Here is a 13,908-nt window from a genome sequence, read left to right on the forward strand (position 1 = left end):
CAGTGCGGGAATTGGCATGATAACCAAAACCGTGAACATTAACGTATTGTCAGCGACTTTGCAGTAAACACCCCTGCAATGCAAGACTGGCCAGGGTGACCCATTTTATCCACAACAGGCTCACGCCTGATCGCAGGAGTACCTTGATTGATGAATTGCTGGGAGATACTCGGTATCGAACCGACCCGGGACACCACGCGAATTCGCGATGCCTTTGAGCACCAGCGCAGGTTTGCGGGGGGCGATGAGGCCGGACGTCTGCAGGACGCCTATGAACAGGCCATGGCAGAGGCCGGCCATGAGGTCCACGAGCCCCGTCACGAGTCTGCGGCCACCGGGGAACAGATGTCCGATCCCTCCACCTGGCAGTCACAGAGCCGCGCCGCGCCACTGAGTGCCGCCGACCGACAGGTGGTACGGGAAGTGGTCATCCAGGTTAACGCCATGCTCAATGACAGCGCCCGCCTCAATGACGTGGCCATCTGGCGGGCAATCCTGACAGAGCCGCCGGCAGACCAGGAGGCACTCCGCGCGGCCATCGGTGAAGAGCTTGAGCCAAAACTGCGGCCACTGGCCGAAGATGCACAAATGGCGGCCCCGGTCGCCCGTTTCCTGGGCGACTGGTTCGGCTGGTATGGCATGACCGACGCCCTGGAGCGGGAAGGCCATGATGACGACCCCGGCCTGGATGACGCCGGTCGTTTTCAGGGTATCAACTTCCCGGACAGCGAGGGCGCGGATAGTACCAGGCAGGGCGATCAGGAACGCCCCCAGATGACCAACTTCTGGCCGGCGGTCATTGGCTGGATCGTGGGTATCGTCATACTGACCAGCCTGTTTGGCGCCATGACCGGGGGCGGGGGCTGAACCGGCAAGGGTTAGTCCCGTGGCCCGTCAGATCCGGCTTCGATCAGACGCCGGTACCGCCGGGCCAGCATCGCGCCAACAATGACCTGTATCTGGTTGTAGCACATGATCGGCAGCACGATCATGCCGAAGCCCGGGTGTCCGGAAAACAGCACCTTGGCCATGGGCAGACCGGAGGCCAGGCTTTTCTTTGAGCCGCAAAAAACCACCGCCGCTTCATCCTCCAGCCCGAATCCCAGACGTCTTACCAACAGGTGGGCGGCCAGCATGAAGAACCCCAGCAGCAGGAAACACAGCACAATGGTCAGGCCAATGGCGCTGACCGGCAACTGATCCCACAGGCCACTGACCACCGAATGGGAAAATGCCGAGTAGACGATCAGCCAGATAACACACTGGTCGTATCGGGAGGCGAGGTTTTCATGACGCGCCAGAAAGCCCCCCAGCCACGGCCGCATCCCGTGCCCGACGGCAAACGGCAGGAGTAACTGCAGCACGATATCCCGTAACGCCTCCAGCACCGAAAAGTCTCCGCTGCCAGAGGTGCTCACCAGCAGGATCAACAGAAACGGCGTCAGCATCATGCCGAACACATTGGACGCCGCCGCGCTGCAAATGGCCGCCGGCACATTGCCCCGGGCCAGGGCGGTATAGGCGATGGATGACGATACCGCCGACGGCAGCACCCCCAGATAGAGAAACCCCAGCCCCAGATCCGCCGGCATCCATTGTGGTGCGATGCCGCTGAGCCCGTTGATGGGCAGCACGGCCAGGGGAAAGAACACAAAGGTGAAGGCCGTAATCACAATATGCAGGCGCCAGTGGGTAGCGCCATCCACAATCTGCTGACGGGACAAAGCCGCCCCGTGCAGAAAAAACAGCAGCCCGACAGCAATGGTGCCGATGACCGATACCGTTTCCGCCACTTGCCCGCGAACCGGCAGAAAGCTGGCAAGAACAATGGCGCCGAGCAGCAACAGAGTGAAGGGATCCAGCCGCAGCTTCACTGATCGCCACCATTGAGGGTGGTCAGGCTGGGCGCCAGTAGCGAGCGGGCCAGAGTGACGGCCCGGTCAGGATTCTGCTGCCGGATGGCGGCCAGCAGCAGTTCATGGTCCTCCTGGGAGGGTTCCGGCAGATCCGCATCCTTCTCCGTGCGTTCGATGGTTTCAGTCACCGATTGCGCGAAGTACCGGTACATCTCAAGCAGGGCAGGGTTATGGGCCGCCTCAACCAGCGCGTGGTGAAAACGCTCATCATGGTATACCCGCTCCGCCAGGTTATTACCGGCACGGGCACGCTGGTCCAGTGCCTCGGTCATCTGCCGAAGGTCTTCTGCCGTGCGCCGCCGCGCCGCAAAGCCGGCGGCCTCTGCCTCCAGCATGATACGGACTTCCAGCTGGTCTTTCAGGCGTGAGCGCGCCACCCGGCGCAGGGACTCTCCGGGGTCCCGGGTGGAACGCACATAGGTGCCGTCGCCCTGGCGGGTTTCCAGCATACCCACATGCACCAGCACACGGACTGCCTCCCGCACGGTGTTGCGGCTGACCCCCAGGGCTTGCGAGAGCTCCGCCTCCACCGGCAGGCGTTCGCCCACAGGCCAGTGCCCCTGCTGAATGGCTGTCCTGAGACTGTCGATTGCTGTGTCCACCAACGAACCGCGCTTTATACGATGGAGTTCTTTCATGCCAGGGCATCCTTAGATTGGTTGACCAATCATCCTATGACCGGATGTATAAATCAAGACCGGGGAAGTGCCGGGTGCTGAACATGGTCTGCCGGGCATGTGCTTGAAACAACAGCTACAATGTTTACAGATACCCATCCATCACCCGACGGAGATACCTGATCCATGGAAAAACCGATTCACGACCTGTCTGAACTTTTCAAACAACTTGGCCTGCCCGACGATCGTGATTCCATCGAGGAATTCATCGCCACGCACCGTCCCATTCCGGAGGGCACCCTCCTGCCGGATGCGGATTTCTGGAACGAGGGCCAGCAAAAGTTCCTCAGCGAAGAGCTGAGCGACGATGCCGATTGGGCCGAACTGGTAGATACCCTGGACAGCCGGCTGAGATAACCGCACGGCACACTAGAAACGGATCCGTCCGGTCAGAATGTCCCGGAACATCACCCAGTCTCCCATCAGGCTGTACAGGGGATACTTGAAGGTTGCCGGGCGATTCTTCTCGAAAATGAAGTGCCCCAGCCAGGCGAAACCGTACCCGATCACTGGCAGGGCAAGCAGCCAGAGCCAGGCGCCGGTGATCAGCACACCCGCGAGCACGGCCAATACCAGAAGGCTGCCGACGAAGTGCAGGCGCCGACAGTTCCTGTCCCGGTGCTCGTCCAGGTAATAGGGGTAGAATTCAGAAAAGGAATGGAACTGCTGATCCGCCATGATGACCTCTGCCAGAGCTGTTGTTATGTTTATAACAGCAGTTTAATAGAGGCAATCAGTCGCACTCAAGCAAAGCCCGCATCCGGTCGGCGGGGTCAGTAACGGAGCAGGGCAGACCCCCAGGTAAAACCACCCCCGAAGGCTTCCAGCAACACCACTTCATTCTTCTTGATGCGACCATCCCGGACTGCCACATCCAGCGCCAGGGGAATGGATGCCGCCGATGTATTGCCATGCCTGTCCACAGTCACAACCACCTGATCCATGGACATGCTCAGCTTTTTGGCCGCGGCCGAGATGATCCGCAGATTGGCCTGGTGAGGAACCAGCCAGTCCACGTCGGATTTGTTCATGCCGCTGGCTGCCAGGGTTTCATCCACGATGCGGCCCAGGGTATTCACCGCCATCTTGAAGACCTCATTGCCCTTCATCTCGATGAACGCCTTGCCGGCCTTTACCTGCTCGTAGTTGGACGAGATACCACAGGGGACATGCAGCAGGTCCTCGTAGCGCCCGTCAGCGTGAATATGGGTGGACAGTATGCCGGTTTCCTCGCTGGCTTCGAGAATGACCGCACCGGCACCATCACCAAACAGCACGCAGGTTCCCCGGTCTTCCCAGTCGACAATTTTTGAAAACACTTCCGAGCCCACCACCAGCACTTTTTTACTGGCACCGGTACGGACGAATTTCTCGGCGGTAGCCAGGGCATAGACAAAGCCACTGCAGACCGCCTGAATATCAAAGGCGGGGCAACCATGGGCGCCGAGCCGGGCCTGCAGGATGCAGGCGGAACTGGGGAAGATCTTGTCCGGCGTGGAGGTGGCGAACACGATCAGGTCAATATCGGCAGAGGCTATGCCAGCAGCCTCGATAGCACGTAGTGAAGCCTGCTCGGCAAGGTCCACCGCGGTCTGGCCCTCGGCGGCAACATGCCTTTGTGCAATCCCGGTCCGTTCCCTGATCCACTGGTCGGTGGTATCCACCATGGTTTCCAGCTCTTTATTGGTAAGAACCTTTTCGGGCAGGTAGGACCCAGTACCGGTAATTCTGGCGTATGGCATGCGTGACGTTTCCCGGGATTGCAAAATGATGTAAAGCCAATGTTATGGCAGCATCCTACACTGTATCAACGATTCGTGGTTATTAGCGATTTGTCAAAGAAGTCGGAATCTCCCGTTTGTGTGACCAATCTGTGAGACAGGGCATGGATGACCGTCTCCGAACTCCCGGAAGCCGAAAAAAACACCACGCCCCTGACCATGCGCGACGATTTTCCGGAACTGGCCAACCAGGGTGGAGAACCGCTCAGATTCCGGGGTAGCTGACATAACCGGCTACCGGTGGCCCCATAGGCGGCTGCCGGTCAACTTTGCTATGGTCTGACTGTGACGATTCCTCCCACTCACCAACATGATCGAAGGTGTGCCAAGATGAGCGATCCTGCGATTCCGGAAACCATGAAAGCGATGGTTCTCACCGGCCACGGTGAGGTGGACAAACTGGTGTACCGGGATGACTTCGTCACACCCGAACCAGGGCCTGGCGAAGTCCTGGTGAAAGTCACGGCGACTGCCAAGAACAATACCGACCGCAAGGCCCGCGAAGGCCTGTACCCGACAAAGGACAAAGGCGATGTCACGTCATTTGCCATGGGCGGAGAGCCAACGCTGACGTTTCCCCGCATCCAGGGTGCCGACATTGTTGGCCGTGTGGTTGCGACAGGTGAGGGCGTGGATGAGGCCCGCATCGGCGAGCGCGGATTGCTGGATTTCAACCTTTACCCCGATGACCGGCGGGACATCAACCTGTCCCCTGATTACTACGGCCATGGCGCCGACGGTGGCTTCGCCGAATACGTTGCCGTGCCTTCCGATCAGTTTCACCACGTGCCCAACCCGGACCTCGCCGATGCGGAACTGGCGGCCATGGGCATGTGCTCCTACCAGACCGCCTATCACATGATGACATCGGCCCGCATCAAGGCGGGTGAACGTGTGCTGGTGACCGGGGCCAGCGGTGGCGTCGGCACAGCCCTGATTCAGCTTTGCCGTATTGTGGGCGCCATACCTTACGCCTTGAGCCAGCGGAGCAAAGCGGACGCCCTGAAAGCTCTGGGAGCTGAAGCGGTACTGGACCGTTCCGACATGGATCAGTTCGAGGAACGGGTAAAAGCGGCTACCGGCGGAGCCCCGATCGATGCCGTTATGGATCTGGCCGGTGGCGAGATGACCGACCGTTTCATCGACACCATGATTTTCGACATGAAATCCCGCGGCGACTATCCCAGGCTCAGCATCGCAGGGGCCAGTGCTGGCAATCTGTCAGAGATCATGTGGACGCGAATCTACCTCTACCAGGTCCAGATATTCGGCGTTTCTCACGGTACTCGCGAAGAGGCGGAGCAGCTTGTCGAGTGGATCCGCAATGGCCAGCTCAAACCGGTGCTTCATGGGGCGTTCAGGCTGTCTGACCTGCATAGCGCGGAGCACTACTTCGTCAATCGTGGCAGCGGCTACCTGGGCAAAATCGTGATCGTGCCGGATTCAGAGTGGGCTGAGCATGGGCAGCCGTTTGAACGGACGCCCTGATTGACCGGAAGCGTTGTCAACGCCGGAGAACCGCGTTTGACGTCACCCCAAGACCCCTGCGCAGGCTGTAGTTATTATGGGCGCATTTAAAACAGGTTTGGCGCAGGGCTGGCATCGTGTTACCCGAAGAATGTCACCGCCGGTCTTTATCGGGTCGGCGCTCTGTGTCATCGCTTTCTGTATTTTTGGCGGACTTTTCACCGCAACGGCGAGCGGTGCCTTTTCCGGCCTGCAACAATCGATCTCCAGCACCTTCAGCTGGTATTACGCCCTGATTGTCACCCTGTTTGTCATCTTTGCCTTCTGGCTGATGGCCAGCCCCTATGGCCGGCTGCGGCTGGGGCCGCCGGATTCACGACCTGAATTCAGCTACCGGGCATGGTTTGCCATGTTGTTCAGTGCCGGAATGGGCACCGGCCTTGTGTTCTGGGGCGTGGCCGAGCCGTTGTATCACCATGCCAACCCGCTGTTCGCACAGGGCGGTACGCCGGAGGCGGCCAAGGAGGCCATGCGCTACACGTTTTTCCATTGGGGCCTGCACCCCTGGGCAATCTATATTCTGTTCGGTGCCTCGATTGCCTATTTTCATTTCCGCCACGACCTTCCACTTGCCCCGAGGTCCATTCTTCACCCTTTGATCGGGCGTCATATCGAGGGACCGATCGGTCACGGTGTCGACATCCTGTGCACAGTGGGAACCCTTCTGGGTGTGTCCACCTCTCTGGGACTGGGCGCCATGCAGATCAACAGCGGCCTTGCCCAGTATATGGATATACCCCTGCAGACCAACGTACAGGTGGGCATTATCGCCCTGATCACGCTGATCGCCACGATATCGGTTGTTTCTGGCATCAAGGCGGGTATTCGCCGGCTGAGCCTTATCAACCTGTCCCTGGCGTTCGGCCTGATGGTGTTCGTTTTCCTTGCCGGTCAAAGCATCTACATTCTGGAAACCCTGGTGGGGTCGCTTGGCATCTATATCCAGAAATTGCCCGAGATGAGCCTATGGGTGGAATACACCAGAAATACCGACTGGCAAGCGACCTGGACCATGTTCTACTGGGGCTGGTGGATATCCTGGTCACCGTTTGTGGGGGTTTTCGTGGCCCGTATTTCCCGGGGCCGCACGCTTCGTGAGTTTGTGCTTTCAGTGATGCTGGTCCCGACACTGGTCACGTTTGTCTGGCTGTCGGTCTTTGGCGGCTCGGCGCTGCATATTGAACTTTTCGGTGCCGGTGGGCTGAACCAGATCGTTCAGGAGGATGTATCGCTGTCACTGCATGCTTTGCTGAGTGAGCTGCCGCTGGCAGGCCTGACCATGATGTGGGCCACTCTGGTTATTGTGATTTTTTTCATTACCTCCTCGGACTCCGGGTCACTGGTGGACGACATGGTCACCTCCGGCGGACATCCGGACCCGCCACGTGCTCAGCGCGTGTTCTGGGCCGTCTCCGAAGGCTCCGTTGCCGCAACCCTGCTGATCGTTGGCGGCCTGCGAGCCATTCAGGATGCATCGATATCCCTTGGTTTCTTCATGTCCTTTCTGCTGGTCGCGATCTGTCTGAGCTTCTACAGGGCATTGAGCTCGGAACGCCATATGACCAAGCCCGGCAGCCATGGGGAGTTCCGTGTCGCTCCCTGGAGCAGGCAGGCCCGGCACAGGATGGTCAGGAGCGAATCCTGAAACACTCCCTGGCATGAAACGGCAGACACGGCCCGGCTTTCTGAACAAGGCACGCCGTCGCTGCGGTGCTGAAAGCCCCGGGTCTTGTGGATCTGCTCAGGCAATCTGAACGTATCGTCCCGAACTGTGACATATCCCTGATTGCGACTAAGCTGAAAATCTGAGCCGCCATCAGTCCCGGCCTCCAGAACAAATGACGATGGGAGAGATCAATGATCAAGCTGACCATAAACGGAGAACAGCACGAGCTGGATATTCCCGATAACATGCCCCTGCTTTGGGCCATTCGAGACATCGTCGGCATGAAAGGCACCAAGTTCGGCTGCGGGATCGGCCAGTGCGGTGCCTGTACCGTGCATATGGATGGTGTGGCCACAAGGTCCTGTTCGACACCGGTGTCTGCCGTCCAGGGTGAAATCACCACCATTGAGGCCATGGCCGACGACCCCGTGGGTCAGAAAGTCCAGCAGGCCTGGCTGGACCTGGGGGTCGCTCAGTGCGGCTACTGCCAGGGCGGCCAGATCATGAACGCCACGGCGCTGCTGAAGAAAACGCCGGCCCCGGAAACCGGGGAAATTGTCGATGCCATGGAAGGCAACCTGTGTCGGTGTGGTACCTACAATCGCATTCTGGCGGCCATTGAACGGGCTGCGGACCAGAAGGAGGCCAACTCATGAGCCGATCAGATAACCTGATGCTTGCCAACGTCAGCCGTCGTGGCCTTCTGAAAGGCCTCGCCGGGGGCTCGGCGCTCATGCTGGCCGCTCGCTGGGATCTGGGCCTGGCCAATGAAAAGGCCCAGTTCGGTGCCGGCGCCATGCCCGGTGGCTGGGTGGACAACCCGAATGTGTTTATCAACATTGGTTCCGACGGCCTGGTTACCATCGTCAACAACCGTGCCGAGATGGGGCAGGGTATCCGCACCAGTCTGGTCATGGTGGCCGCCGATGAACTGGGCGCGGACTGGGATCAGGTCCGGGTGCAGCAGGCGGATGCGAACCAGGAGAAATACGGCAACCAGAATACCGATGGTTCGCGCAGCATGCGCCACTGGTATGACCCCATGCGCCGTGCAGCCGCGGCTGCCAGGCTGATGCTCGAGCAGGCCGCCGCTGATGAATGGGATGTACCGGTGCATGAGGTGCGGGCCGAGGTTCATAAGGTGGTGCATCCGGCCACAGGCCGGGAAGCCGGCTTCGGAGAGCTGGCAAAGGCCGCAAGGGAGCTGGACGTTCCCGGCCGGGATGCGCTGGTTCTTAAATCCGACAGCGAACTGCGCTTCATCGGCAAGGAATCCGGCCTGATCAACGGCGAACTGAAATCCGCCCATCCAAAGGCCATCGATGGTGAGGACATTGTGTCCGGCAAGGCGATATTCGGCGCCGATATCGATCTGGAGGATACCCTCTACGCGGTCGTGGCCCGTCCACCGGTCTATGGCGCCAAAGTAAAAAGTGTCGATGACAGCGACGCGCTGAAAGTCTCCGGCGTAAAGAAGGTGATCCGCATCGAAGGCACGGGCCAGCCGGCAGCCTTCAGCCCGCTGGGTGGCGTTGCCGTGGTGGCGACCAACACCTGGGCCGCCATGGAGGGCCGCAGAGCCCTGAAGATTGACTGGGACAATGGCCCGGCGGGTGATAATGCCAGCTATACCACCGAGGCCTACCGGCAGTCCCTGGAAAAGGCGGCGCAATCCCCCGGCAAGGTCGTCCGCCAGAAGGGCGATGCCGAGGCTGCATTGAAAGAGGCCGACCAGCGGGTCTCTGCAACCTATTACATGCCCCACATGGCGCAATCCCCCATGGAGCCGCCTGTGGCGGTGGTACGGATCAGGGGCGGCAAGGCCGAAGCCTGGGCACCGGTCCAGAACCCCAGGGCCACCCGCGAGGGTATCGCCGGCCTGCTGGAGATGGATCTGGAAAACGTCACGGTTCACCAGACCCTGCTTGGCGGCGGCTTCGGGCGCAAGTCGAAGCCGGATTTTGTGACCGAGGCGGCGCACGTAGCGAAAGAGTTCGAGGGGCAACCCATCAAACTGCAGTGGTCCCGTGAGGATGACATCCAGCACGCCTATTTCCACGCGGTGTCCGTCGACCACCTGGAAGCCGGCCTCGATGCCGATGGCAAGGCGACCAGCTGGCGCCACCGGACGCTGTCGCCCAGCATCGCCTCGCTCTTTGCCCCGGACCCCAAACACAAAGGGGAGTTCGAGCTGGGCATGGGCTTCAATACCATGCCGTTCAGCATTCCCGCTATCCGGCTGGAAAATCCACCCGCCCCGGCCCATGTGCGCATCGGCTGGTTCCGCTCGGTCTACAACCTGCCCCACGCCTGGGCGATCCAGAGCTTTGCCCATGAAATGTCCGTGGCAGCGGGCAAGGACCACCGGGACTATGTGCTGGATTTGCTTGGATCCGACCGGGAAGTTCACAACCTGACCGTCGGCGATGGCTGGAACTACGGCGAGGACCCGGACCTGTACCCCATCGATGTGGCTCGCATGCGGCGTGTTATTGAGCGCGCCACCGAGGAAGCCGGCTGGGGTCGCGAGACAGGGAAGGGGCGTGGCCTGGGCCTGGCCTTCCACCACAGCTTTGTCTCCTACACCGCCATTGTGTTCGACGTGGAAGTGGACGACGACGGTGAACTGACCATTCACCGGGCAGACATTGCCTTCGACTGCGGGCCCCAGGCCAACCCGGAGCGAATCCGCTCACAGATCGAGGGTGCCTGCGTGATGGGCATTGGCATTGCCCTGCAAAGCGAGGTGACCTTCAAGGATGGCGTTGCCCAGCAGGATAACTTCGACAGCTACCTGATTCCGCGAATGCCGGATGCGCCGGAAGTGGTCCGGGTACACCTGATCGACAACCCGGATGATGCCATGGGCGGAGTCGGTGAGCCCGGCCTGCCACCTGTGGCTCCGGCGTTGTGCAATGCGATCCATGCCGCTACCGGGAAACGTATACGTCGCCTGCCCGTCGGTGATCAGCTGAGGGGATAATCAGATGCCGAAAGCATGGTATCTTTGGGCAAGAATCCTTTATCGACGACGATCGCAACACTGACACCAGCGAGTAGATTTTATGAATGTAATTATCATCGGGGCGGGCATCATGGGAACCACCTTTGCCACGCTGGCGAAAGAGCTGGCGCCCGATCTGAATATCACCATTCTGGAGAGACTGGACAGAGCCGGGGCCGGGAACTCATGGGCATTCAACAACGCCGGTACGGGGCATGAAGCCAACTGTGAGCTGAACTACACCCCGGTGGATGAAGAAGTTATTTCAGTTGAAAAGGCCCTGAAGATCCATGCCCAGTTCAATGTGGCCAAGCAGTTCTGGGCTCACCTGATCGAAACGGGTGCTATCAACGACCCCGGCACGTTCATCAACCAGACCAGGCATTGCACCATTGTTTCCGAATCGGCCATTGAGCTGCTGAAATTGCGATTCCGGGAAATGTCGGCTCATCACTTTTTCGAGCACATGCGTTATTCGGAAGACTTCGATGAAATCAAGGACTGGATTCCGTATACCATGGAAGGGCGCCCCCGCCACGAAAAAATGGCCGCTACCGTCATTGAAACAGGCACGGACGTCAATTTTGGTGCCTTGACCGAGCAACTGGCGGCCCACGCAGAAGGGCTGGGCGTCAATATTGAATACGGCACCCATGTGAAGCGGGTCCACCGCAGTGGTGCCGGAAGCTGGCTGATCGAAGCAGAGAAAAACGGAGAGCCGCTTCAGCACAAGGCAGATGTGCTCTTCGTCGGCGCCGGTGGCGGTGCCTTCCCATTGCTGAAAAGAAGCCACTTGCCGTTCCGCAACCGTTTCGCAGGTTTCCCTGTGGGCGGTCGATTCCTGCAGGCCCCGATCAGCGAGGAGCAGGCCAGGGATTACCGGGCGAAAACCTATGGCAAAGCGGCGGTTGGCGCGCCACCCATGTCTGTTCCGCACCTGGATTTGCGGGTGGTGGATGGCAAGCATTACCTGTTGTTTGGTCCTTTCGCGTCGTTCAAGCCAGTTCTTGAAAAAGGTCGGGGCTTTTTCGATTACCTCAGCTCGATTCGTCTGCACGATATCCCCGGCTTGCTGAGTGTGGCTTTTGAGCATTTCCCGCTGGTGAAGTATCTGGTTTCAGAGACCTTCAAGGGCGAAAAGAGCATGTTTGAAGAGCTGGACAGCTTTGCTCCGGGCCTGAGTACAAAGTTCGACTGGAAACCGGTGGAAGCCGGCCAGCGTGTGCAAATCATCAAGGACGGGGATTTGCAGATGGGCACGGAAATCCTGGTATCCGAAGACAAGACCTACGGCACTTTGCTCGGCGCATCGCCGGGGGCGTCGGTTTCCCCCGAGGTCATGTTGCGTTGCCTCGAGCAATTGCTGCCGACCGTTTTCTCCAGCGAGGAAGCCGAGAAAAGGAAGAAAGAGATTTTCCCCGAAGACAATCTGGAGACATTGATCAATAATCCTGACCGATATCGGGAGATTCGCGATGCTGTCAACCAGCGGCTGGGGATAACCCGGTCCGGGGCGTAGGGATCACACCGGTCACGCGTGGCGGGTCGATTGGCTGGCAATCAGCCAGTCATCGAACGGCTCACAGCGCGCCTTGAGGAAGGGCTATGGCAGGGTATTTGCGGGTATCGGTTGGGCAGCACTCGGATGCTGGTGCCAAACCTTCCAATCAGGATTTCCATGGGGTCCGTATTCCCGGATCAGCGGAACTTGAGTCCAAGGGCGTGGCCATGGCACTGGCCGACGGAATCAGCTCAAGTGATGTCGGCCATATCGCCAGTGAGACGGCCGTCAAGAGTTTTCTCCAGGACTACTACTGCACGTCTGCCGCCTGGTCCGTGAAGAAATCCGCGGACCGGGTGATCAATGCCACAAATGCCTGGCTGACTTCCCATACCAACAATAGCTGGGCTCGCTACGATAAAGACCGCGGATACGTCTGCACCTTCACCGGACTGGTCATCAAATCCACCAGGGCTCACTTTTTTCATATCGGCGACTCGCGGGCCTATCAGGTTCACGGCCGCACTCTCGAGCAGCTTACTCGCGATCATCGCCACTGGATTTCGCCTGAAAAGAGCTACCTTGGCCGGGCGCTCGGGGTGAATGACCTGGTCGAAATCGACTATCACACACAGGCGGTGGACGCGGAAGACACCTTTGTGCTGGTAACGGACGGCATCTATGAAGCGCTGAGCCCCACTGACATTGCTGCGGCCATTGCGGATAACCCGGAGGACCTGGACGAAGCCGCACGTACCATTGTCAAAGCGGCCTACGATCAGGGCAGCGACGACAACCTGACCGTGCAGATTCTGCGCGTCGATCAGATTCCCCAGCCCAAACTCCATGAGCTCCAGCAACACGCGACGGAGCTGCCTTTCCCGCCGACGCTCGGTGCACGCAGCCTGATAGACGGTTTCGAGATAGTCCGCGAACTGCACATGAGCAGCCGCAGCTACGTTTATCTTGCCGTGGATACGGCGACTGGCAGGCCTGTTGTCCTCAAGGTGCCGGCGATTGATGTGCGGGAAGATCCGGTCGCCCTGGAGCAGTTTCTGGCCGAGGAATGGGTTGCGCGACGTGTCGACAGTCCCTACGTGCTGCAGCCCTACGAGCGCTCACACTCCCAGAATTACCTTTATGTCGTCACTGAATATATTGAAGGCCAGACCCTGACCCAGTGGATGCGGGACAACCCTGGCGCCGATTTCAACAAAGTCAGGGCGCTCGTGGAGCAGATAGGCAAAGCTCTGCGCGCCTTTCACCGGCAGGACATGATCCACCAGGACGTGCGGCCGGCAAACGTCATGGTCGACAGTGTCGGGACTGCCAAACTGATCGACTTCGGTGCTGTCCAGGTTGCAGGATTAAGCGAGGGCAGGGGGTCCGACAATGAGCCCATTCTGGGCACGCAGCAATACTCGGCGCCGGAGTACTTCATGGGTGAGGGGGGCTCTGTCCGGTCAGATGTTTTTTCCCTCGGTGTGATCACCTACCAGATGCTCACCGGGCGCCTGCCATACGGCCCCGAGGCCGCCCAGGTTCGCAGCCGCGCCGGGCTCAACCGCCTCAAGTACGAACCGGTTTACCACTACAATCGCAGCTGTCCCGCGTGGATCGACGGAGCGTTACGCAAGGCTCTGCACCCTCACCCCGATCGGCGTTACGCCGAGGTTTCGGAATTTATCCACGACCTTTACCATCCCAGGCGCGAGTTCGTGAATGCTGTCCGGCCGCCGTTGATTGAGCGCAACCCGGAAGCCCTCTGGAAGGGGGTCTCGCTGGTGCTTGCGATACTTTTGGCGGGCCAGCTGATCTTGCTCTACCTGTAGCGGA

At 59.5% G+C, this 13,908-nt stretch carries 12 protein-coding genes; 8 read left to right on the top strand and 4 right to left on the bottom strand.

What is annotated here, in order from left to right; all coding sequences use genetic code 11:
• The first annotated feature begins 150 nt into the window (after positions 1 to 150).
• Positions 151 to 867, top strand: coding sequence for a J domain-containing protein (locus IE079_RS06330; protein WP_189574415.1), 717 nt, complete (start codon positions 151 to 153; stop codon positions 865 to 867).
• Positions 868 to 878: 11 nt separating this feature from the next.
• Here IE079_RS06330 and IE079_RS06335 read toward each other — a convergent pair whose 3' ends face one another.
• Both IE079_RS06335 and IE079_RS06340 read right to left on the bottom strand, forming a co-directional pair.
• A complete protein-coding gene (locus tag IE079_RS06335) occupies positions 879 to 1,874 on the bottom strand; it encodes a bile acid:sodium symporter family protein (RefSeq protein ID WP_189574418.1) in 996 nt (331 codons plus the stop codon).
• Positions 1,871 to 2,554, bottom strand: a complete 684-nt coding sequence (locus IE079_RS06340; protein ID WP_189574421.1) for a FadR/GntR family transcriptional regulator — start codon at positions 2,552 to 2,554, stop codon at positions 1,871 to 1,873. Before IE079_RS06340 ends, IE079_RS06335 begins: the two co-directional genes overlap by 4 nt.
• Positions 2,555 to 2,719: 165 nt before the next feature.
• On the opposite strand from IE079_RS06340, the gene IE079_RS06345 reads away from it, so the two are divergent.
• On the top strand, positions 2,720 to 2,950 hold the full coding sequence (locus IE079_RS06345) for a DUF2789 domain-containing protein (protein ID WP_189574424.1): 231 nt from the start codon (positions 2,720 to 2,722) through the stop codon (positions 2,948 to 2,950).
• A 12-nt stretch (positions 2,951 to 2,962) separates the two neighbouring features.
• On the opposite strand, the gene IE079_RS06350 is transcribed toward IE079_RS06345, so the two are convergent.
• Positions 2,963 to 3,271, bottom strand: a complete 309-nt coding sequence (locus tag IE079_RS06350) for an Mpo1-like protein (protein WP_189574426.1) — start codon at positions 3,269 to 3,271, stop codon at positions 2,963 to 2,965.
• A gap of 95 nt (positions 3,272 to 3,366) precedes the next feature.
• Complete coding sequence (locus tag IE079_RS06355) at positions 3,367 to 4,335, bottom strand: beta-ketoacyl-ACP synthase III (protein ID WP_189574430.1); 969 nt, start codon at positions 4,333 to 4,335, stop codon at positions 3,367 to 3,369.
• A 369-nt stretch (positions 4,336 to 4,704) separates the two neighbouring features.
• On the opposite strand from IE079_RS06355, the gene IE079_RS06360 reads away from it, so the two are divergent.
• The 6 genes from IE079_RS06360 (at position 4,705) to IE079_RS06385 (ending at position 13,904) form a co-directional block, all read left to right on the top strand.
• On the top strand, positions 4,705 to 5,862 hold the full coding sequence (locus IE079_RS06360; RefSeq protein WP_189574433.1) for a zinc-binding dehydrogenase: 1,158 nt from the start codon (positions 4,705 to 4,707) through the stop codon (positions 5,860 to 5,862).
• Positions 5,863 to 5,938: 76 nt separating this feature from the next.
• The gene (locus IE079_RS06365) at positions 5,939 to 7,546 is read left to right on the top strand and encodes a BCCT family transporter (RefSeq protein ID WP_227712347.1); all 1,608 of its coding nucleotides are present in this window, start codon (positions 5,939 to 5,941) and stop codon (positions 7,544 to 7,546) included.
• 212 nt (positions 7,547 to 7,758) lie between these two features.
• On the top strand, positions 7,759 to 8,223 hold the full coding sequence (locus tag IE079_RS06370) for a (2Fe-2S)-binding protein (RefSeq protein WP_189574435.1): 465 nt from the start codon (positions 7,759 to 7,761) through the stop codon (positions 8,221 to 8,223).
• Positions 8,220 to 10,550 (top strand): xanthine dehydrogenase family protein molybdopterin-binding subunit, encoded by a 2,331-nt coding sequence (locus IE079_RS06375; protein ID WP_189574438.1) that lies wholly within the window; start codon positions 8,220 to 8,222, stop codon positions 10,548 to 10,550. Before IE079_RS06370 ends, IE079_RS06375 begins: the two co-directional genes overlap by 4 nt.
• An 82-nt stretch (positions 10,551 to 10,632) precedes the next feature.
• Positions 10,633 to 12,090 (top strand): malate:quinone oxidoreductase, encoded by a 1,458-nt coding sequence (locus tag IE079_RS06380; protein WP_189574441.1) that lies wholly within the window; start codon positions 10,633 to 10,635, stop codon positions 12,088 to 12,090.
• An 86-nt stretch (positions 12,091 to 12,176) separates the two neighbouring features.
• Entirely contained in the window at positions 12,177 to 13,904 is a 1,728-nt protein-coding gene (locus tag IE079_RS06385) for a bifunctional protein-serine/threonine kinase/phosphatase (RefSeq protein WP_189574444.1), read from the top strand.
• Positions 13,905 to 13,908 lie beyond the last annotated feature (4 nt).

Origin of the sequence: Marinobacter zhanjiangensis, from assembly GCF_014651935.1 — a bacterium.
Classification (GTDB): domain Bacteria; phylum Pseudomonadota; class Gammaproteobacteria; order Pseudomonadales; family Oleiphilaceae; genus Marinobacter; species Marinobacter zhanjiangensis.